Source organism: Argonema galeatum A003/A1 (assembly GCF_023333595.1).
Lineage (GTDB): Bacteria > Cyanobacteriota > Cyanobacteriia > Cyanobacteriales > Aerosakkonemataceae > Argonema > Argonema galeatum.
The window spans coordinates 1-21195 of record NZ_JAIQZM010000057.1; the positions used below are offsets into that span (position 1 = coordinate 1).

At 47.5% G+C, this 21195-nt stretch carries 16 protein-coding genes; 4 read left to right on the forward strand and 12 right to left on the reverse strand.

Translation table 11 applies throughout. The annotated features are described in order from the left end of the window. Positions 1-133: 133 nt before the first annotated feature. From LAY41_RS30340 to LAY41_RS30365, 6 genes are all read right to left on the reverse strand, one after another. Positions 134-1807 (reverse strand): hybrid sensor histidine kinase/response regulator, encoded by a 1674-nt coding sequence (locus LAY41_RS30340; protein ID WP_249106238.1) that lies wholly within the window; start codon positions 1805-1807, stop codon positions 134-136. 221 nt (positions 1808-2028) lie between these two features. After that, positions 2029-8235, reverse strand: coding sequence for a HAMP domain-containing protein (locus tag LAY41_RS30345; RefSeq protein ID WP_249106240.1), 6207 nt, complete (start codon positions 8233-8235; stop codon positions 2029-2031). Between the two features lie 200 nt (positions 8236-8435). Next, positions 8436-9704 (reverse strand): RNA-guided endonuclease InsQ/TnpB family protein, encoded by a 1269-nt coding sequence (locus tag LAY41_RS30350; RefSeq protein WP_249106241.1) that lies wholly within the window; start codon positions 9702-9704, stop codon positions 8436-8438. A 98-nt stretch (positions 9705-9802) separates the two neighbouring features. Next, positions 9803-10342, reverse strand: coding sequence for a late competence development ComFB family protein (locus tag LAY41_RS30355; RefSeq protein ID WP_249106242.1), 540 nt, complete (start codon positions 10340-10342; stop codon positions 9803-9805). Between the two features lie 28 nt (positions 10343-10370). Then, positions 10371-11273, reverse strand: coding sequence for a M23 family metallopeptidase (locus LAY41_RS30360; RefSeq protein ID WP_249106243.1), 903 nt, complete (start codon positions 11271-11273; stop codon positions 10371-10373). A 125-nt stretch (positions 11274-11398) separates the two neighbouring features. After that, complete coding sequence (locus tag LAY41_RS30365; protein ID WP_249106244.1) at positions 11399-11611, reverse strand: Hfq-related RNA-binding protein; 213 nt, start codon at positions 11609-11611, stop codon at positions 11399-11401. Between the two features lie 119 nt (positions 11612-11730). Here LAY41_RS30365 and dapF point away from each other — a divergent pair, with 119 nt between their 5' ends. After that, positions 11731-12570, forward strand: a complete 840-nt coding sequence (gene dapF / locus LAY41_RS30370) for a diaminopimelate epimerase (protein ID WP_249106245.1) — start codon at positions 11731-11733, stop codon at positions 12568-12570. Between the two features lie 141 nt (positions 12571-12711). Here dapF and LAY41_RS30375 read toward each other — a convergent pair whose 3' ends face one another. The 3 genes from LAY41_RS30375 to LAY41_RS30385 form a co-directional block, all read right to left on the reverse strand. Continuing rightward, positions 12712-13497 carry a tRNA(His) guanylyltransferase Thg1 family protein gene (locus LAY41_RS30375; protein ID WP_249106246.1) on the reverse strand — a complete coding sequence of 262 codons (786 nt, stop codon included), beginning with the start codon at positions 13495-13497 and terminating at the stop codon, positions 12712-12714. Positions 13498-13505: 8 nt separating this feature from the next. Beyond that, positions 13506-13967 carry an AAA family ATPase gene (locus LAY41_RS30380; protein ID WP_249106247.1) on the reverse strand — a complete coding sequence of 154 codons (462 nt, stop codon included), beginning with the start codon at positions 13965-13967 and terminating at the stop codon, positions 13506-13508. A 368-nt stretch (positions 13968-14335) separates the two neighbouring features. After that, on the reverse strand, positions 14336-16255 hold the full coding sequence (locus tag LAY41_RS30385) for a DUF1565 domain-containing protein (RefSeq protein WP_249106248.1): 1920 nt from the start codon (positions 16253-16255) through the stop codon (positions 14336-14338). A 367-nt stretch (positions 16256-16622) separates the two neighbouring features. On the opposite strand from LAY41_RS30385, the gene LAY41_RS30390 reads away from it, so the two are divergent. The 3 genes from LAY41_RS30390 (at position 16623) to LAY41_RS30400 (ending at position 19095) form a co-directional block, all read left to right on the forward strand. Further along, entirely contained in the window at positions 16623-17732 is a 1110-nt protein-coding gene (locus LAY41_RS30390; RefSeq protein ID WP_249106250.1) for a thiamine phosphate synthase, read from the forward strand. After that, positions 17725-17937 carry a sulfur carrier protein ThiS gene (gene thiS / locus LAY41_RS30395; protein WP_249106252.1) on the forward strand — a complete coding sequence of 71 codons (213 nt, stop codon included), beginning with the start codon at positions 17725-17727 and terminating at the stop codon, positions 17935-17937. The genes LAY41_RS30390 and thiS overlap by 8 nt, the downstream gene beginning before the upstream one ends. Before the next feature lie 213 nt (positions 17938-18150). After that, entirely contained in the window at positions 18151-19095 is a 945-nt protein-coding gene (locus LAY41_RS30400; RefSeq protein WP_249106255.1) for a DUF1517 domain-containing protein, read from the forward strand. Between the two features lie 193 nt (positions 19096-19288). On the opposite strand, the gene LAY41_RS30405 is transcribed toward LAY41_RS30400, so the two are convergent. From LAY41_RS30405 to LAY41_RS30415, 3 genes are all read right to left on the reverse strand, one after another. Then, positions 19289-19609 carry a hypothetical protein gene (locus tag LAY41_RS30405; RefSeq protein ID WP_249106256.1) on the reverse strand — a complete coding sequence of 107 codons (321 nt, stop codon included), beginning with the start codon at positions 19607-19609 and terminating at the stop codon, positions 19289-19291. A gap of 228 nt (positions 19610-19837) precedes the next feature. Beyond that, entirely contained in the window at positions 19838-20059 is a 222-nt protein-coding gene (locus LAY41_RS30410; RefSeq protein WP_249106258.1) for a hypothetical protein, read from the reverse strand. A 289-nt stretch (positions 20060-20348) separates the two neighbouring features. Then, positions 20349-21158 (reverse strand): ABC transporter permease, encoded by an 810-nt coding sequence (locus LAY41_RS30415; protein WP_249106261.1) that lies wholly within the window; start codon positions 21156-21158, stop codon positions 20349-20351. Positions 21159-21195: the final 37 nt, after the last annotated feature.

Consider the following 21195-nt stretch of genomic DNA (forward strand, 5'->3'; position numbering starts at 1 on the left):
GGCAGAGGGGCAGAGGGGCAGAGGGGCAGAGGGGCAGAGGGGCAGAGGGGCAGAGGGGCAGAGGGGCAGAGGAGAAAAGAAATAAAAATGTTCTTAATTGAACAAAAGCATAACAACTCCGAAAAAGCCCTATTTATACGGAATCCGCTTCAATGACCCCTCTTATCTTGACCTGCTGTTGAGACGTTTCATGAAACGTTTCTACAATGTTGGGCTCTCCCCTGCGCCTTTGCGCCCCTGCTTCCCTGCTTGTTTCAAGGCGCGGTAGAGTCACCGTAAACGTGGCTCCCTGGCCTTCTCCTGCACTTTCTGCGCCGACGTTTCCGCCGTGCAGTTCTACTAAGTGATGGACTATAGCCAATCCCAGTCCGAGTCCGCCGTATGACCTTGTGGTTTGGCCATCAGCCTGACGAAAGCGATCGAAAACATAAGGAAGAAAATCTGGAGGGATACCAATGCCTGTGTCAATCACCTTTATTTGGGCGCGGTCACCAGCACACTCCAGTTGCACCTTGACCTTTCCTCCTTCAGGCGTGAATTTGATCGCATTGGAGAGTAAATTCCAGACAATTTGCTGTAAGCGGTTGGGATCGCCTGAGACGGTATTTATTACTGTATCAAGTTCGGTTTCCAATTTAATTGCTTTACTTTCGGCTTGAGGAGACATGGCATCGATCGCGCCTTTAATAATTGCTGTAAGATTAACTGTGCATATATTCAGACGCAGCTTGCCCCGGATGATGCGCGAAACATCCAAGATGTCCTCGATCAATTGCGCTTGTAACTTGGCGTTGCGTTCGATAGTTTCTAGGGCGCGAGTAGTCGTCTCTTCATCAAAATTGCGAGTGCGGAGCAGGCGAGCCCATCCCAGTATGGAGTTAAGGGGAGTGCGGAGTTCGTGGGAGAGGGCTGCTAGAAATTCGTCTTTCAAACGGTTCGCTTGCTCAGCTTCCTGTCGCTTTATCTGTTCGCGAAGCAACTTATTGCTTTCTTCCTCAGCTTGCTTGCGATCGGTGATATCTTCTACCGATACCACATGACCTACAGGATTACCTCGATCGGAAAGCATGGGAGACGATCGCACGCTAACCCAATGAATAATGCCGGGAGGGGTTTGGAAGCGAAACTCGTCGGAGTATTCATTGCCTCGATGTGTGTAGGCAAACCAATCTACTTTTACCCGTTCTCGGTCTTCCCAATACACTGACTCTAACCAACCGTTTCCTAAGCTTTGCTCTAAAGTAAAGCCACAGATAGCTTGGCAGCGCGGGTTGGTGTAGGTACAGTGCCCTTCAATATCTGTCAGAAAAATACCCACTGGGGAGGATGCACTCAAACAGCGAAACCGCTCTTCACTTTCCCTAAGTTCGCTGTTGATGGCTGCAAGTTGTGCTGCTTGTCGTTCGATCTTCTCAGTCTTCTTGAACAGGTCAACAAACACGACTACTTTCGATTTCAATATTTCTGGGTCGATCGGTTTGAGCAGATAATCTACTGCGCCCAAAGAATAGCCTTTGAAGACGAAGGAGTCGCTGGTGCTAAATGCTGTGAGGAAAATAATCGGGGTCTGGCGCGATCGCTCTCGCAGTCGAATTAGCGTTGCCGTTTCAAATCCATCCATCCCTGGCATTTGAACGTCAAGTAGAATCACAGCAAAATCTTGCCTGAGCACACATTTCAAGGCTTCTTCACCCGAATGGGCTTTTACCAGATTCTCACCTAGACTGTCTAGTATTGCCTCTAGCGCTAGCAGATTTTCTGGATGGTCGTCAACCATCAAAATGTTTACTTTTTCTTCATTTTTCATTGGTCATTAGGGGAAGAAGGGGCTAGGGAAGTCAAAAGTCAAAAGTCAAAAGTCAAAAGTCAAAATAAAAAAGAAGAAAGGGGCTAGGGAAGTCAAAAGTCAAAAGAAAAAAGGGGCTAAAGGCTAGGGGCTAAAGGCTAGGAGCTAGGGAAGAAGGAAGAATCCTTCTTTCTTCTTTTGACTTTTGACTTTTGACTTTTGACTTTTGACTTTTCTACCCCCTACTTATAGAGCCAGACGCGCAGCAGCGAGAGCAATTGGTCTGTATCGACGGGTTTAGTGATGTAGTCTGATGCGCCTGCTTCGATGCACTTTTCGCGATCGCCTTTCATGGCTTTAGCTGTGAGGGCAATCATCGGCAACCCTTTGAATTGAGGGATTTGGCGGATAGCTCGCATTGTCTCGTATCCGTCCATTTCTGGCATCATCACATCCATCAAGACGATATCGATGTCTGGAGTACTCCGCAAAATGGCAATGCCATCCCTACCATTTTCCTTATAAATCACCTGCATCTGATGGCGTTCTAGCATACTGGCGAGAGCAAAGATGTTACGCATATCGTCGTCTACGATCAGTACTTTCTTATTAGTAAGTACGCGATCTGTTTTGTGCAGTTGTTCCAGCATCTCTCGCTTGGGTGCGGGCAAGTTTGCCTGAACTCGGTGCAGGAACAAAGCTGTTTCATCTAAGAGAGACTCTGGAGTGTGTACTTCTTTGAGCGGAGTAGTCTGGGCAATGCGCTTGAGTTCAGTTTCTTGAACGAGCGAAAGTTTTTTATCGGTATAAACTACGATCGGTAAAGACCTTAAATTTCCTGCTTCTACATTTCTTGACTCCTGCTTGATGCTAGAGATTAATTCAAATCCGTTCATATCCGGCAAGTTCAAATCCAGCACCAAACAATCAAATTGTCCTGACTTGAGCGCTTCCAGTGCTGCTGCGCCAGTGCCGACGGCTGTAGTGGAGACATCGCTGTTGCCAATTAACTCCACTATGGTGTGGCGTTGATCTTCGTTATTTTGCACTACCAGCAGGTTTTTTACAGGGCGCTGAATAAAAGTTTTGATTTGAGTCAGTGCCTTGGACAGTGCCTCGCTGGTGACGGGTTTTTGCAGATACGATACTGCTCCCAATTGCAAGCCCCGCTGCCGCCCGTCTGCCACTGAAATGATGTGGACGGGAATATGACGAGTACTGGGGTCGTGCTTTAAGCGATCGAGTACCGTCCAGCCATCCATTGTGGGCAGCATAATATCCAGAACTAGAGCATTTGGCTTGTATTCCCGCGCCATTGACAGACCCGTTTCGCTACGCAACGCTACCAGCACTTTAAAGCCTTGCTGTCTTGCCATATCTAACAGGATGCGGGCAAAGTTGATGTCATCTTCCACAATCAGCAATACGATATCGCCCGGTTGGATATCGCCTCGATCGTCAACAAGCGATGTCGGTTGAGCCTTTTGCGAATCCAATGAAGCTGATATTGGCTCCAGGGCCTTCGGTTGTAAGGTTGCCAGCCCATCCGTTGCAGGCAACGATGAAGGCGATCGCGTCGGTAGGGCCGGGGACGGGAAATATGAAGATAGGAGCGGTTGACGGGTCAGGGGTAGCTCAGAGAAATTGCTCCGTAGCTCTTGATAAGGCTTATCTGCGGGATCTTCGGAACCCGAATGGTTTTGGGGTAAGTAGAGGGTGAAGGTACTGCCTACGCCTACTTTGCTGACTAACTGAATTTCTCCGCCCAGGAGATGGGCAATTTCCCGGCTGATGGACAAACCCAGCCCGGTGCCGCCATATTTGCGGCTGGTGGTACCATCGGCTTGCTGAAATGCCTCAAAAATTATTTTCTGTTTGTCGTTAGGGATGCCGATGCCGGTATCGGTGACGGCAAAGGCCACAACGCTAGAGGCGCGATTCAAAGTTTCGTTGTCCTGACTCCAACCTCCAGTCTCTATAGCAGTCCGCAGGGTGACGCTACCCTGTTCGGTAAATTTAAATGCGTTGGAGAGCAAGTTTTTCAATACTTGCTGCAATCTCTTCGAGTCGGTATATATTGCCCTGGGCAGTTGAGTATCTAAATCGATCGCGAAGGTGAGAGTTTTATCCTGTGCCACTTGTCGAAAGGTACGCTCTATCTGCTCTCTAAGTTCTGTGAACAGCATCATATCTATTTCAATTGACATGGTGCCGGATTCAATTTTTGCCAAATCTAGGATGTCGTTAATTAGCCCCAACAAATCTGTACCTGCTGAATAGATTGTGCGGGTATATTCGACTTGCTTAATTGACAAATTGCCCTCAGTGTTATCGGCCAGCAACCGAGCCAAAATGAGCAAGCTGTTCAGGGGTGTCCGCAATTCGTGAGACATATTAGCCAGGAATTCTGACTTGTACTTGGAACTCAAAGCCAATTGCGCGGCTTTCTCTTCCAAAGATCTGCGTGCCTGTTCGATCTCGTTGTTCTTGCGTTCGACTTCCTTGTTTTGTAACTCTAACAACCGGCTTCTTTCTTCTAGTTCTTCATTAGTTTGTTGTAATTGTTCTTGCTGTTTTTTGAGCAATTCTTCCGATGTTTTGAGAGATTGGGCTTGTTGTTCCAATCGCTTGTTAGTTTCTCGCAGTTCCGCTTGTTGGGTTTGCAGTTCTTCTGCGAGTGCTGTGGATTGCTTGAGCAATTCTTCAGTCCGCATACTGGCGGCAATTGTGTTCAAGACGATCGCAATGCTTTCGGTAAGCTGATCGAAGAATGTGAGGTGAATTTCGCTGAAGCGGCGGAAGGAGGCGAGTTCAATGACTGCGGTTACTTGGCCTTCAAATAGTACTGGTAAGACGACTGCGTTTAAAGGTGTGGATTCTCCCAGACCGGAACTAATTTTGATATAGTTATCTGGCACTTCGGTCAGGAGGATGCGTTCTTTTTCCAGGGCGCATTGTCCCACCATTCCTTGGCCCAACTCGAAGCGGTTAGATAGCTGTTTGCGTTCGCGATAAGCGTAGGTGCTGAGAAGTTTGAGATACGCCTGATGGTCGCCTGCTTCCATGAGGTAGAAGACGCCGTGTTGTGCGGAAACCAGGGGTGCGAGTTCGGAGAGTATGAGTTTGGAGACTGTTTCCAAATCTCTTTGTCCCTGCAACATTCGGGTAAATTTGGCTAGGTTGGTCTTCAACCAGTCTTGTTCGGTGTTCTTCTGGGTGGTTTCGCGCAGGTTGGCAATCATCTGGTTGATGTTGTCTTTGAGGATGGCGACTTCGCCTTCTGCTTGGACGGCGATCGATCGCGTCAGGTCGCCCTTGGTGACGGCTATAGCCACTTCTGCGATCGCACGCACCTGCGTCGTCAAATTCGCCGCCAGTTCGTTCACGTTGTCCGTCAGCGCCCGCCAAATACCCGCCGCACCAGGCACTTTCGCTTGTCCGCCTAACTTACCTTCAATTCCCACCTCTCGCGCCACAGTGGTAACTTGATCCGCAAATGTTGCCAGCGTATCGATCATCTCGTTGATCGTATCCGCTAAAGTCTCAATTTCTCCCTTCGCTTCCAACATCAATTTTCGCTTCAAATCCCCATTGGCAACTGCCGTCACCACTCGCGCAATCCCCCGCACTTGGGCAGTCAAATTACCCGCCATCGAATTAACGTTGTCGGTCAAATCTTTCCAAGTTCCCGCAACCCCTTTAACATCCGCTTGGCCCCCCAACTTTCCTTCCGTACCCACCTCCCTAGCCACCCGCGTTACTTCGGAAGCAAAAGACGAAAGCTGATCCACCATCACGTTGATAGTGTTTTTCAGTTCCAGAATCTCGCCTTTCACATCGACAGTAATTTTCTTAGACAAGTCGCCATTTGCCACCGCCTTCGTCACTTCAGCAATGTTCCGCACTTGGGCTGTCAAATTACCCGCCATCGAATTAACGTTGTCGGTCAAATCTTTCCAAGTTCCCGCCACACCCCGAACATAAGCTTGTACCCCCAACTTACCTTCCGTTCCCACTTCCCTCGCCACCCGCGTTACTTCCGATGCGAAGGAATTCAGTTGATCCACCATTGTGTTGACGGTGTTTTTCAACTCTAAAATTTCGCCTTTCACATCGACAGTAACTTTCTTTGATAAGTCACCATTTGCTACAGCTGTCGTCACTTCGGCGATGTTCCGCACTTGGGCTGTCAAGGAACCCGCCATAAAGTTTACCGAGTCGGTCAAATCTTTCCAAGTTCCCGCGACACCTTTTACTTCTGCTTGTACGCCTAACTTCCCTTCCGTTCCCACTTCCCTTGCAACCCGCGTTACTTCAGAAGCAAAGGAATTCAGTTGATCCACCATTGTGTTGACGGTGTTTTTCAGATCCAAAATTTCGCCTTTAACATCGACAGTAATTTTCTTAGAAAGGTCGCCATTTGCTACAGCTGTTGTCACTGCGGCAATATTCCGTACTTGGGCTGTTAAAGAACCTGCCATGAAGTTCACGCTGTCCGTCAAATCTTTCCAGGTTCCCGCCACCCCCCGGACATCAGCTTGTACCCCCAGTTTGCCTTCACTCCCCACTTCCCTAGCAACCCGCGTTACTTCAGAAGCAAAGGAACTAAGTTGATCCACCATGATATTTATGGTGTTTTTCAACTCCAAAATTTCGCCTTTTACCTGCACGGTAATTTTCTTAGAAAGGTCGCCGTTAGCAATAGCGGTTGCTACTTCTGCAATGTTACGTACTTGTCCGGTCAGATTTCCCGCCATCGAGTTAACGTTATCGGTTAAATCTTTCCAAGTTCCGGCTACTCCTCTGACTTCTGCTTGTACCCCTAATTTTCCTTCCGTTCCTACTTCTCTTGCTACCCGCGTTACTTCTGATGCAAAGGAAGAAAGTTGGTCAACCATCGTGTTAATGGTGTTTTTCAGATCCAATATTTCGCCTTTAACATCGACCGTTATTTTCTTAGACAAGTCGCCGTTAGCAATAGCTGTCGCCACTTCGGCAATGTTACGTACTTGTCCGGTCAGATTTCCCGCCATTAAGTTAACTGAATCGGTCAAATCTTTCCAAGTTCCGGCTACACCCCTGACTTCTGCTTGTACTCCTAATTTTCCTTCTGTTCCTACTTCTCTTGCCACCCGCGTTACTTCACTTGCGAAGGAGTTGAGTTGATCCACCATTGTGTTGACGGTGTTTTTCAATTCCAGAATTTCGCCTTTCACATCTACTGTAATTTTTTTAGACAAGTCGCCATTTGCTACTGCGGTGGTGACTTCGGCAATGTTCCGTACTTGGGCTGTCAGATTGCCTGCCATGAAGTTCACCGAATCGGTCAAATCTTTCCAAGTTCCGGCGACGCCTTTTACTTCTGCTTGTCCGCCTAATTTTCCTTCTGCGCCTACTTCTCTTGCTACCCGCGTTACTTCTGATGCAAATGAAGAAAGCTGGTCAACCATGATGTTGACGGTATTTTTTAGTTCTAAAATTTCGCCTTTAACATCTACTGTAATTTTTTTAGATAAATCGCCATTTGCTACTGCGGTGGTAACTTCGGCAATATTCCGCACTTGGGCTGTGAGATTGCCTGCCATTAAGTTAACTGAATCAGTCAAATCTTTCCAGGTTCCGGCGACGCCTTTTACTTCTGCTTGTCCGCCTAATTTTCCTTCTGTTCCTACTTCTCTTGCTACCCGCGTTACTTCTGATGCGAAGGAGTTGAGTTGATCCACCATCGTGTTGACGGTGTTTTTCAATTCCAGAATTTCGCCTTTAACATCTACTGTAATTTTCTTAGACAAGTCGCCATTTGCTACTGCTGTGGTCACTTCGGCAATGTTCCGCACTTGGGCTGTCAGATTACCTGCCATCATGTTGACGGAATCGGTGAGATCTTTCCAAGTGCCTGCTACGCCTTTGACTTCTGCTTGCACGCCCAATTTGCCTTCTGTTCCTACTTCCCTTGCCACCCGCGTTACTTCTGAGGCAAAGGAACTCAGCTGGGCGACCATTGTGTTGACAATTTGCGCGGTTTGAAGGAATTCTCCTTTTAAGGGTCTGCCTTCAATTTCTGTTGGAATGGTTTGGGATAAATCGCCATTGGCAACAGCTCGGATCACGCGAGCTGTTTCAGCTGTTGGCTGCACTAAATCTGTAATTAGTGTATTGACAGAATTAACGCTTTCTGCCCAGGAACCGCCAGCGGAACCCAAGGAGGCTCTTTGAGTAATTTTGCCGTCTTTACCAACAACGGTGCTGACCCGCTCTAGCTCTTTGCTCATCCTTTGATTGAGTTCGATGATGTCGTTGAGCGTATCGGCTATTTTCCCTGCTACGCCTGTCTTGTCGATCGGCATACGCGCACTAAAGTTACCTTTCTTGACAGCTACGAGTATTTTCAGTAGTTCTTTTATATCTAAGTTATCGGAATTATCTGTGACTAATTGTTCGGTTTGCATAACTTTATCCTCTCTACGGTGATTATCGTTTTATAGAGCCCAGTCAGCAGAGCGTCCGCTCGATCGCTCGTTCGTTCCAAAACTAAAGGGGGGGAAGTAACCCATCTGGCTAATGAAAGTTCAAATTATTCTAGGGTTAACGATGAAATTTTGGCTCTATCTAGGGGTAGTTTTAAATCTTTCTCTAGTTGACATACTCCCTAACCTGCTTGCGCTCTAGTTAGGGATTCTAAGAATTGCTTCTTAGATTTCCTGGTTCCAGGACACTTGCCTAGATCGATGACCCCCGGCAGTACGTCTCCCCAGGCTATTTCTGGCACTGCTTGCCCAGCAGCCCCAACACCGCGAATCATGACAATTTGTGCCGCAGCAACATCTCTGTCGGTCTTGTATCCACATTCAGTGCAATGATGAAACCTTTGAGATAAATCTTTTTTACCAGTGTAAGTTCCGCATTGAGGACACTGTTGAGATGTGTAGTTAGCGTTTACCTTAGCGAAGTAAACCTGCTCCTTCCAGCACACCCATTGTAAGATATTGATGAACTGTCCAAAGCCAGCATCTAGACTGTGTTTACCTAACATCCCTTTTGCCCATGCTTTGAAATTAAGGTCTTCAACGAAAACCATTCCAGCCGCTTGGACTAGGTGATGAGCTAATTTAAAGTGAAAGTCCTTCCTAGTGTCATGAATTCTTTGGTGTAATCTAGCAATCTTAATGTTGAGCTTACGCCAGTTATTAGAACCTTTCCTCTTGTTTCTCAATCTGCGTTGTAGCAATTTAAGCTGACAGTGCAACGAGTTAAAAAATCGGGGTCTAGCGATTAACTCTCCATCCGAAGTTGCCAAAAACTTCTCTAACCCTAAGTCAATCCCAACGGGATGACCGTGAGGCATCGCATCTGGCACTTTTACGTCACACTGTAATGACAGCATGGCGAAATATCCAGATGCCTTCTTAACTATACGAACCTGCTTGAGTGTAAAACCATCGGGAATCGGGCGAGACAACCTCAATTTTATCCAGCCCAACTCAGGCAGCTTAACCAAATCCCCTTTAACGGGATTAGTCTTGAACTGAGGAAACACAAAAGAACGCATTCTCCCATGTTTCTTGAATCTAGGAAAACCCATCCCTTTACGGCTCATATCAAGGAACGCTGCCTCAAGTTTTCTCAAAACTTGTTGTAAGACTTGGGCATTTACTGATTTAAGTTCTAGATTAGCTTTCCTTGTTTCAGTTAAAGATTTGGCCTGCTTTACATAATTTGGGTAAGGTTCATCAGCAGGAATTATATACTCAGAAACAAGTGAACAAGCATTGACATTTGACTTGCGAGAGTTGAGCCAGTCTTTACGCTCACGTAGGACATAATTCCAGACCTTACGACAAACGTTCAAGTAATGCTCAATGGCTACTACTTGGCTTTTTGTTGGCTCAATTTTGTACTCGTAAGTTAATGTCAGCACTTGGCTCGCCCCCTTGCTACATTATTGCATACTTAAATGTAGAATTGGCTCAAAGGCTCAGCACTCAGCACTCAAGAAGCACTGTGCTGTGCAGATTATTATGGTTTTTGCTCATAGCCGGGAGCATAAGCCTCCAGCAGAGTACTCACCCGTTTGAGTACATCTCTCCCCGTGCTTTCACCTAGAGCTTGACGGGTGGGGTCTAATTCCGGTTGCTCTAAGTTGCGAGCAATAGCCTCGCTGACTTGCCGACTAATTAAATCATGAAGTTCTTCTTTGGCACGCTGGCGCTGATAATTGGCACCTTCTTCGGTAGTGGCATACAACGGAGGTAGTCTGTTGAGGGCGTAAGCGGCAATGTCGCCCACATCAAGGACGCGATCGCTAGTGGCTTCTATTTGGGCCGCCCGTGCGATCGCCTCTGACAGCACCAACTCTTCCATCACGTTAATGAACTGCTTGCGCGGTACTGCAACCACTTCTCCAGTCAAAAGCGATCCCATCAGCCGATCCAAGGCCATATATTCTTCTATAGAAAGCTCGGCGGCAGTGTCGCAGATGCGTGCCACTTCCGCTTCCATAGCTGGCGTCAGATAACCATCTTGTAGCGCCTGTTCAACGATTTTTTCGATACTCATAAGTTTATTTTTGGGAAGTCCGTAAGCTCTATTCGATTCCTTGAACCCGCCAAGGCGTTGGGTCAACGCACTCTCCGTTAACATACAATCCCCAGTGTAAATGGGGGCCTGTGGACGCACCCGTAGAACCTATGGCACCGATGACTTGACCTGGCCCGACGATATCTCCTTCTTGCACGTTGATGCGGCTCAAGTGCATAAAGATGCTGGTTACGCCTTGACCGTGGTCGATGCCGATCGCGTTACCATGCAGTCGGAAGCCTTCAGAAACTCTTCCTACCAAGGCTACTCTACCGGCTGCAGGAGCAACTACTGGCGAACCATATCCACCAGCGTAATCCACGCCTCGATGGTAGTAGTCTTTGGCAAAGACACCGTTGTAGTAGCGGCGCACTCCGTAGATGGTGCTGATTCTACCCCGATTTGGTGCTATGAAGGGGCCATTCCAGTATTTTTCTGGGGTGATCAGCTTTTTGAAGGCGCTCACCCGGTTGAGTTCATACTGTGTCGGTTCTGTCCCCCCTCCAGATAGCCGGATGCGTTGGGTGGGGAAGGAGCGGGAGGCTACCTGTACTGTGAGGTTTTGTACTTCATCCCCTGCCTTAACTTGGATTTGGCGAATTCCAGATGCCTCTAAGGGTGTGGTCGGGATCAAAGCGCGAAAGTTATTCGATCGAGTTAAAAAGGTCTGGTAGGTTCGATCGCCGACTCTCACGGTGGGAGTACTGCTAAGTGTCGGATTCTGCTGTATGACCACCGATAGGGTATCGCCTAGTTTGGGATTGGCTGGTGTCACTTGCACCTCTTGGGCGCGTACTCTAGCTCCCAGGATAGCAAGACCGACAACGAATGCTACGCTTAGGCTCTTCGCTAAGGGCCCATTTCGGCATCGTGGTGCTTTTAAGAGAGGAGAATTAGTCGATCGGGACATTGGCTATATTTTAGATTTTAGATTGGGGAATTGGGCATGGGGCATTGGGAAGAGGATTTCAAATTTTAGATTTCAGATCGCCAAATTGAAATTAAATCTAAAATCTAAAATTCCCCTAGTCCCTTCTATTTTGGCTTTACGTATGCGATCGCGTGTCGCCAGACGATCGACGATCGATCGTTTTCATCGACCACGCCAATACAGAATTGATCTTGCCAGCGAATCTGTCCGCTTAGTGTTTCGCCACTGATGAGTTTTACTTCGGCTTGTTTTTGGTCTTTAATCATTGACTGAATTTGACGAGAGCTGGGTAGCCCAGTATCGAATCCGGTAGGCATAAGTCTGCTCCTGTTTACATAATTTCCAGTAAGGGCGGGTTTGACGAGGATCTTGTTGACTATGCGAGATATGCTCGTATACAGCACCTATTGCCGTCATTGCTTTTGAGGATAATTTAATGGCAATCGAGTTTACTAAGTATCACGGGCTGGGAAATGATTTCATTCTGATTGATAATCGCACTTCATCAAGTCCAGTGCTGACGCCGGAGGAGGCTGTAAAGTTGTGCGATCGGCATTTTGGTATCGGTGCTGATGGTGTAATTTTTGCCTTACCAGGACAAGATGGCACCGACTATACGATGAGAATTTTTAACTCGGATGGCTCAGAACCGGAAATGTGCGGCAACGGTATCCGCTGCTTAGCCCAGTTTATCGCTGAATTAGAGGGAATCTCAAGTCAGGATAGCGAATATCGCATTCACACTCTCGCTGGGGTAATTACACCGAAATTGCGTCTTGATGGTCAAGTCATGGTGGATATGGGACTACCTCGACTGCTAGCTGCTGAAATTCCGACTACGCTTTGTTCTGCCGACGAGAAAGTGGTTAACCAGCCTTTGGAAGTGGATGGAAAATCTTGGGATGTTACCTGCGTCAGTATGGGCAATCCTCACTGTATAACGTTTGTGGAGGATGTGGCAGCTATTCCTTTAGAAACTGTTGGGCCGAAGTTTGAGCATCATTCGGTTTTCCCTCAACGCACAAATACGGAATTTATTCAAGTTGTTGGACAAGATTATCTGAAGATGCGGGTGTGGGAACGCGGTGCTGGGGTAACTTTAGCTTGCGGGACGGGTGCTTGCGCTTCGTTGGTTGCTGGGGTGCTGACGGGAAAGTGCGATCGCAAAGCGACTGTGGAATTACCTGGTGGCCCACTGGAAATTGAATGGTCGGAGGTTGACGGGCGAGTTTACATGACTGGGCCAGCCGAGAAAGTTTTCACAGGCAAGATTTAGCCTAAAAAAATCCAGTCATGAACTTGTTTGATGTTCCTATTAACTAATACAGCGGCTTGCAGCCCTTATGAAGTACAGACCAGAAACCCGGTTTCTTCAAGAAACGGGGTTTCGCGTACCTACTCATCTGAAAGGCGCGTATTAATCATCTAAATTGCCAGGATTTTGAACCACTTTACCAGTATTGATCAAACGCCGCATAAACTCCCCATAAGCTTCTTTCATCGGCAATTCATCATCCACCTTAATTCGGCGTCTTTTCGCCACAACAGTTTTATTTTCAATGGGATTGTAACCTTCTTTATCATATTCTTCCCAATATAAACCAACTCCTCGCCGCTGCCAAGTTGGTAAATCGTTAAAATTAATCCCATTTTGAAATAATAATTCGTTTTTGAACGCTACCGACTGATTTTCAAGCGTAGCTGTAGCTTCGGTAACGCTTTTACCAGCTTTTCGTAATGTCCAATAACACCATCCATTCAAGGCGCAACGGGTAGCATCTGCTTGACGCCAGCGGAAATAATCAACTACTTGGGATTTATTTGCAGCCAGCCAAACGCGGCTATCAAAATTTACTATAGTTTGTGCGGCGTGGGTAAATGTGGCGGTGGCGATGCTGGCAGAAATAGATACTATCTTTTCCAAACTGCGATCGAACAAATCCCAGTCTGGATTAAACAGCACGGAGATTTCATCGCTTTCCGTATAAGCATAAATGCCTTGGAGTTCTTCTAGCAACGCCTTGGCAGTTTGTACCATCAGTTCGTGGAATTTGAGGTCAAACGGCTTCTGGTAGCGAGACTCGGTAAAACGCGAAAAACCTCGTCCATCTAAGCGTACTACCGTCCAAGCGCCTGGTAACAGGCGCAGGGAGTGGAAATACTCAAGCGATCGCATTTGCTTTTCAAAATTATCGTTATCCATCCTCTACCTCATCTTCCTTCCTGCCACTCCCGCACCTCAAAATTTGAGTCATCAGTCATCTGGACGTAGAAAAGTTTATCGAAACCTTCGGCGATCTGGGGGCGTACTAGCTTTTTAATTGTGACGTAAATTGCCACATCTGGCACCCGCGCTTTACCGGATCGTTGCTGGTTGCGATCGCAGCATTGCTTTACCTGGGATTTAAAGTAATAACCGATAATTTCAGCACAGTACATTTTGCCAAGCTGAATCAGCGATGCGCGATCTTCCACAGTTGGGTTGGTGTTATCTACGACTACTGAACCTCCCGCCTGAAGTGCAGCTTCAATCAACTGTGTCTGTCTTCTGGCGCGGTTCTTGTTATTACGCATCATATCCTTGCTGACAAGCTGGTGCGTTGTCGCGAAATAAGTGCGAAAAAATGTACTTTTTCCCGAAGCTTGTAAGCCGACAAAAATAACCAACTGCATAGCTTATGGGCATTCAGGTTGTCAACTTATAACTAGGTGGGCATAATTAAACGTAAAACTCCAGGCCCTTAGAAACCCGGTTTCTCCAAGAAACCGGGTTTCTGGGAGTTCAGCCATTTCTTTGTAGGTTGGGTTGAGGCACGAAACCCAACGCAATTGTTGGGTTTCGTGCCTCTTAGAAACCGGGTTTCTTGGAGTTCAGTTTATTTACGCCTACCTACTTAGTTGTAGTTGTCAAGTTTTGGCAGTTCGTCCTACGAAAGTTAAATGTGTAACAGGTTTTTGGTGCGTTACACTGCGTTAACGCACCCTACAAAGTGATGAGTTTTGAGTTGCATTTTCATAACTCAAAACTCATCACTCGAAACTCATAACTGTAACTCTTCGATCGCACCTGTTAAACCATTGCTGTTGATTTTTTGCAGCATTTCCTCAGCTTCTTGACGATCGCTATAAGCGCCCACCTGCATCATCACGCGACCGTTAGCACGAGTCTGAAAAGCACCGGGAACGATCGATCGCACCAGTCTCTGCTGACGCGGATTCTCTGCTTCCACCACCACTCGGTAACGCAAACCAAGCGCTACAGCACGATTGGGCACCGAACGCGGGGTAGGAGGGGTAGCGTAACGGCGTTGTTGCTGGCGGGGATTATCCTGAGATATCGGTACCATCGGCAGGTTATTATCGGCGTTGGCCATCGGAATTTCAGAGCCGGGAACAGGCAGCAGACCCGCCTCCACCCCTGGGTTGGGCAGCGTACCCCTACTTTGCCTTACAGGTTGTACCGAACCAAAATTCCCTCCTGTGCCTTCTTCTGTTGTAGAGGGAAAAGAGGGGAGTGGCTGGGATGCCCTCTGGGATTCAGGGGTAGGGATAGAGGAAGTAATTTCTAATGCGCCTGTTTGAGTGGTAGACGGCAATACTGGAAGTGTCCTAGAGTCGCGACGCTGCACTCGTGGTTGAGTTTGATTCACCTGTACAGGCTGTGCGGCTGGTGGGGGTACTGGAATTTCTACTGCGGCATTTGATGGGAAGCTATTTGTCGATCGCGTTTCCCTGGAACTTAGAATAGGCGAGATAACTGTCGGCGGTGACTGCACTCTTCCCGATGCCGTGACTTCGACGGGAGTTGGGTCTAGGGGGGCTGTTCCCGCCAGATCCAGGCGTCCGGTAGTACGATTCCTAGCTAGTTGATTGCCAAAAGCTGGGATAGTTTGGCTGGAAGTTTTACCGTTAATATCTAGGCGACGATTGTTGCGAAAAATATTGCCTCCGGGCTGCTGGGCTGTTCCCAGATCGGGCCGTGCTTCGCCGATCGCAACTATTCCATCTCGGCTGTTTCCCTCAATTGTATTGCCCCGCAAAACAGGTTGCGCTTTGTTTTGAACTACTATGCCATCTAGGTTTTCGGTGATGCGATTGCCAACTAGCAACGGTGCCGCATTTTGACCGATGTTAATCCCAAATCCAGTTTTCTCAAATACATTTTCTCGCACTTCTGGCCGCGAGGTGTTGTAAATAGTAATTCCATTCGCCCCATTCTCAGCAAAATAATTGTTGCGAATCAGAGTCGCACTGTTGCCAGTAACTGAGATTCCGTCATGGCTATTACCGATAAAAGTATTGTCGGTTACCACCGGGCTACTGGATTCTATCCACAAGCCATAGCCTCTTCGGTTGGTATTGGTTACTGTCACTCCGGTAATTCCGGCTTTGTCTGCCCCCAGAATGGCGATGTTTTGGCGGGCGAAGGTGGGGCTGATAAAAAGACCGCCGCCTTTGATGATGATATTTCGCCCTTTGCTGGCGGGGTCGCCCTGAATTGTCACACCGGGTTTTAGCGCAATTGGAAAGGTTTCGCCAGTTTCTTCGCTATATGTGCCCGGTGCAAGCACGATCGCAGTATTAGGCCCTGCTACCCGCAGTGCTTGGGTAATGGTTTTGAAGGGAGTGCGATCGCTGCCGTTGCCAGTAGTATCGTTACCAGTAGTAGGATTAACCAATAACTGGGTAGTTTCGGATTTTGCTGGCGTTTCATCTCTACGCTGGGCTAGTTGCTGGGATACAGTTTCCGCCTGCGCCGGGGTGTTAGCTAAAGCTTGGGTTACTGCGGTTGCTAGTACTAGGGTAGCGATCGCAACTGCATCTCTGGCTAATGCTAGTGTCCAAAATTGTCTCTGCTGGCCTTGGTTTGCCAATTTTGCGATCATTTTATGCGGGATGCTGGTATCCAGCTGGATTGCTGATAAGATTTTGCGATCGAAGCAAGGATGTCTTAAATTCACAGCTAGCCTCTCTTTGTCTTTATAGGTTAAAGGTTGCTTGTATGGGAAGGTGTCGGCTGTGTTAATTTCTTTCTCTACACCCTACACCCTTTTCCAGATGCTTATTGTGGTAGCTAACGGGAAAAGTCAGAAGGTTGATGTGACTGTCAACTGGGTAAAACCGATTACTTGAGAAGAATCTGAATATTATTCAGATTTTCCAGTAAAATCGTTCCACCAGCAGCATTGGCTTTAAAAGCTAGACCTAAGAATCCCACTTACTTGTAATTGTGGGATTCCCAAAATGTATCCTAGTTTAGAAGGTGGGTTTTCCCCACCAACACAAAGCCCGTGGTAGTGACGCGCAAATAAGATTGGAGTTGTTCCGATGGGCGACCGACATGAACCATATAGGCCATTCCCAAACTTGCCCGCACAAGCACAGCCTGCTGTTTGCCGGATCTTAGATGCCAACTTGGACCGATCGCGCGAAGGTTTGCGGATCGTGGAAGAGTGGTGTCGTTTTGGTCTGGATAGCACTGAGTTGGCTGGGGAATGCAAACAATTACGGCAGGAAATAGCCCGGTGGCATACTCTGGAACTACGGGCTTTTCGAGATACCACCGGCGATGTAGGTACAGAGTTAACTCATCCCCAGGAAGAACAACGTGCTGGTATTGAGCCGTTGTTGCAGGCTAACCTCTGCCGAGTGCAAGAAGCACTGCGGGTTTTGGAAGAGTATGGCAAGCTTTACCAGCCAGATATGGGTGTGGCGTTTAAGCAAATGCGCTATCGGGTCTATACTCTGGAGAGCAATTTGCTGGGCTACCAGCGTCACCAGAAGCTGATCCGCAGTTACCTGTATCTCGTCACTTCGGCTTCAGAAAATCTGTTTGCTATTGTGGATGCAGCCCTGCAAGGGGGGTTAACTTTAGTACAGTACAGGGATAAAACGGCAGATGACGATCTCCGTTTAGAAGCAGCTCAGAAACTTTGTCAGCTTTGCCACCGTTACAACGCTTTATTTATTGTGAACGATCGCGTAGATTTGGCTTTGGCGGTTGATGCGGATGGAGTACATCTGGGACAGCAGGATATGCCTTTAGCCCTAGCGCGACAGTTACTAGGCCCCCATAAACTGATCGGTCGCTCTACTACCAATCCCGATGAAATGCAGCGTGCGATCGCAGAAGGTGCCGACTATATCGGCGTCGGGCCAGTATACGAAACCCCCACAAAGGTGGGCAAAGCAGCTGCTGGATTAGAATACGTCCGCTACGCCGCTCAGAATGCCTCTGTACCCTGGTTTGCCATTGGCGGCATCGAACCGAGCAATTTAAACGATGTACTATCGGCTGGCGCAGAGCGCATCGCCGTGGTTAGAGCCATCATGCAGGCAGAACAGCCAACTTTAGTCACTCAGTATTTCCTTTCTCAGCTAACTCGCCTGCAAACGCTGCGAGCTTTTCAAGCACACCTGCCTCAGTCTCATGTCTAGTCAAATAACTCTGCAAGTAAATGGGGAATCCCGTACCTGCGCCTCCCAAACAAAGCTACCCCATTTGTTAGAGCATCTAGGTTACAATCCCCGCCTAATTGCCGTAGAGTACAACGGCGAAATCCTGCACCGACAGTTTTGGAATCAAACTCAGGTGCAGGAAGGCGACAATATTGAAGTTGTCACCATTGTCGGCGGCGGCTAGTTCGATTTTAGATTTTGGATTTTAGATTTTGGATTTGTGTTTAATCCAAAATCTGAGATCTCGGTACGGATATCTACCCAGCCATCCGCCCTGAGATAGCTGCCCAGCCAGGATGGTAGGCGTTAAATTAGAAATGTGTAAAGATGCGTTAACAAAAATTTGTACGACGCCCAGACAATACAGTATTTCTTTGATTGGAATAAGCTTCGTTATATGTACAAGAAACTACTCTCAACTATTAAACCGCTTCTGAAACCCGTGCTAGTAGCTTGCCTCATGCTAACCTTGGCACTGGGTCACGCCGATGGAGCTTTGGCAGCTCGTACAGGAGGCCGGATTGGCGGCGGTTCCTTTAGTGTACCCAGTCGCGGTTACTCGTCTCCCCGTACCTACGCACCACCATCGGGAGGATATTATCCCTATGGCGGCGGTGGATTTGGGTTTCCCTTTCTGATTCCATTTTTTGGTATTGGGGGCGGGTTTGGCGGTCTATTCAGTATCCTGATTTTTATTGGGATTGCCAACTTCCTAGTGCAAAGCTTCCGTCGCATCGGTAGCAGTGAAAGTACCGAACTCGGAAACAGCAGCAATCCAGCCGTTTCGGTAGCGCGTTTGCAAGTTGGTCTGCTGGCTAATGCTCGCGACCTGCAAAAGGAACTCAACCAAATTGCTGAAGCCGCCGATACGGGTTCTCCCCAAGGTCGGGCCGAAGTATTGCAAGAAACAACTCTGGCTTTGTTGCGCCACCCGGAATTTTGGGTCTATGCTGGTGCCGAAACTCAACAGGCTCGGTTAGAATCGGCTGAAGCTCAGTTTAACCGCTTGTCCCTGGGAGAACGCAGCAAATTTACAGCAGAAACTCTGTCAAATGTCAATAATGTTTTGAGGGAAGCTGAACCTCAGAAAGCTTTGCCAGGTGGAGAAACTGAAGAACCAAGTCAATACATCGTCGTTACTCTTCTGGCGGCAAGTCTGAGCAAGTTGCAATTGCCGACTATCAATAGTTCTGAGGATCTGCGTCAAGCGCTGCGGCAGTTTGGTGCTATTCCTAGCGAGCAATTGCTGGCGATCGAAGTTCTCTGGACGCCACAAGCCGAAGGCGATACTCTCACCTCGTCAGACATGATTGTCGAGTATCCAAACTTGAAACTCGTTTAGCGACAATTGAAGTTTAAAGAGCAGACAGGGGTTGGAGTTCAGCCCCTGCTTTGTTTATTTTTCCTACAAAGCGAACTAGAGAGAGTTTTGTACTTGGCAAGATTTCCTGATTTCAGCCCCCCAACGCAAGGGGGGTTAGGCAAAAATGTCACGATGCAAGGTTGGTAGCCCACATTTCATATTTTTCCCCTATTTATGCGATATCGCCTCGCATTACAGCTGGTTGATTCATCTCGCTAGCAGCTGTAGAAATTAATTCACGTCTACAGGTTACATATTCTGCCGCTTTAGGCGTAATTGTTCTAAATTCGGCTTTGCTATCCTCTGCCTTAACTTCGCTAATCATCCACATAGGCCACAACAAAGCAATCCAAACCTTAGTTAACTTACTTGCATTGCGTTTTAATGCCGAAGGCTCAGAATCTTGATTTAAATCGTTCAGGAAAGCTAAATAACAAACAGAACCGGAAAAAAAGTAAGCTGTTGCAGAATAGGCTAAGAGTATTGCAGTCATCGTCAGTACCTTGAATAATCTATAAGTGTTTTTGTCGCGATATAGACCGTCCACCCTAAAAAAGCTCGATTTTATAGAATTGCTGAAATGATTTGGGATAGAATTCCCCAAATCTGCCTTCTCACAAGATTCTGTGACTGGACTTAAGTCTTAAGTGTAATCCCTGAGTTTTTGGATTACTCTGTTCTAGATTCAAGTAGATATACGGATTAGTTTATCCATAATTTTTCATTTATTCTGGTTTTTACAATATCTTTGTCTAATCTTTATATAAACTTCATAAAACCAATATTCAGTGACGAGATTAAACGGGTCTTTCGGAGTTGTTATGCTTTTGTTCATAAAGAACATTTTTCCAGCGGCTTGCAGCCGCTGACGGTAAACTGATACCAAATCCGGGTTTGTTACCCCATGAGAATTTTTGGCCTGAACATTGTAGAGACGTTTCATGAAACGTCTCTACAGCCTAGAGACATAAAGGGGGTAATAGTTGCGGATTTGGTATAAACTCAGTTCTTGGATAGAGCGTTCGTAGGGCGGGTTTTGCTATTATTCTGGTCTGAAAACCATACATTATCTGCCTTAAGAGCCCCTACAGGTTGCCTGTACCTCACCCAGGAAGTAGGGGCGGGTTTTGCCATTATTCTGGTCTGAAAACCATAAGTTATCTGCCAAAAGAGCCCCTACTCGCAAGCTGATATATACTCTGCACGGTCATAGTAAGCACGGAAGAGCCAAATTACTTCAGGCGTTTTTCTGTGCTTTGGTAGCGGATGGATTCGGCTATCAAGAAAACTAATCCTGACACGAGCATAAGTACGACGCTGAGGGCGTTGATGTCGGGTTTAACTCCTGTGCGGATGCGGCTGTAGATTTCTAGGGGCAATGTAGTGGCGTCGCTACCGGCGGTGAAACTGGCAATCAGAAAGTCGTCTAAGCTGAGGACAAAAGCGAGGAGACAACCGGAGATAATACCGGGCATGAGTTGGGGTAGCAGCACTTTGATGAATGCTTGAAAGGGTGTAGCGCCTAAATCGAGGGCGGCTTCTTCCAGGTGGGGGTTTAAGTCTGCGAGTCGGGTGGAAACAATCAGTCCGACGTAGGCGAGACAGAAGACGACATGAGATGCCACAATTGTCCACAGGCTGAGGCGAATTTGAATTACTGCCAAAAATATCAGGGTGGCAACAGCGATCGCAATATCTGGAATAATCAGCGGCAGGTAGGAAATACCGCGATATAATGACCTGCCGGGAAATCGGTAACGCGCTAAACCGACTGCCATCAGCGTGCCGACTACAGCTGAAACGCCGACGGCACAAAAAGCCACCGTCAAACTATTTTGCAAGGCCCTGAGAATGCGGGCATCGCTAAATAGCTTTTGATACCAGGCGAGGGTGAATCCCTCCCAACTAGCGCTATAGCGGGATTGATTGAAGCTGTACAAGGCTAGTACCAGGATGGGCAGGTACATGAAAAAGAACATTAGCAGGGTGAAAAGCCCCTGCCAAAGGAAACCGCGTTGAACTCGCAATTGAGATTTGGCCATGAGCCTGTTATAAGTTCTCTATAGTTGGTGATGTGGA

What these genes read in the sequence shown, in the direction of transcription:
- LAY41_RS30340 (WP_249106238.1), bottom strand. Translation starts at nt 1,807, where the DNA reads ATGAAAAATGAAGAAAAAGTAAACATTTTGATGGTTGACGACCATCCA.
- LAY41_RS30345 (WP_249106240.1), bottom strand. Translation starts at nt 8,235, where the DNA reads ATGCAAACCGAACAATTAGTCACAGATAATTCCGATAACTTAGATATA.
- LAY41_RS30355 (WP_249106242.1), bottom strand. Translation starts at nt 10,342, where the DNA reads ATGAGTATCGAAAAAATCGTTGAACAGGCGCTACAAGATGGTTATCTG.
- LAY41_RS30360 (WP_249106243.1), bottom strand. Translation starts at nt 11,273, where the DNA reads ATGTCCCGATCGACTAATTCTCCTCTCTTAAAAGCACCACGATGCCGA.
- LAY41_RS30365 (WP_249106244.1), bottom strand. Translation starts at nt 11,611, where the DNA reads ATGCCTACCGGATTCGATACTGGGCTACCCAGCTCTCGTCAAATTCAG.
- dapF (WP_249106245.1), top strand. Translation starts at nt 11,731, where the DNA reads ATGGCAATCGAGTTTACTAAGTATCACGGGCTGGGAAATGATTTCATT.
- LAY41_RS30375 (WP_249106246.1), bottom strand. Translation starts at nt 13,497, where the DNA reads ATGGATAACGATAATTTTGAAAAGCAAATGCGATCGCTTGAGTATTTC.
- LAY41_RS30380 (WP_249106247.1), bottom strand. Translation starts at nt 13,967, where the DNA reads ATGCAGTTGGTTATTTTTGTCGGCTTACAAGCTTCGGGAAAAAGTACA.
- LAY41_RS30390 (WP_249106250.1), top strand. Translation starts at nt 16,623, where the DNA reads ATGGGCGACCGACATGAACCATATAGGCCATTCCCAAACTTGCCCGCA.
- thiS (WP_249106252.1), top strand. Translation starts at nt 17,725, where the DNA reads ATGTCTAGTCAAATAACTCTGCAAGTAAATGGGGAATCCCGTACCTGC.
- LAY41_RS30400 (WP_249106255.1), top strand. Translation starts at nt 18,151, where the DNA reads ATGTACAAGAAACTACTCTCAACTATTAAACCGCTTCTGAAACCCGTG.
- LAY41_RS30405 (WP_249106256.1), bottom strand. Translation starts at nt 19,609, where the DNA reads ATGACTGCAATACTCTTAGCCTATTCTGCAACAGCTTACTTTTTTTCC.
- LAY41_RS30410 (WP_249106258.1), bottom strand. Translation starts at nt 20,059, where the DNA reads ATGAAACGTCTCTACAATGTTCAGGCCAAAAATTCTCATGGGGTAACA.
- LAY41_RS30415 (WP_249106261.1), bottom strand. Translation starts at nt 21,158, where the DNA reads ATGGCCAAATCTCAATTGCGAGTTCAACGCGGTTTCCTTTGGCAGGGG.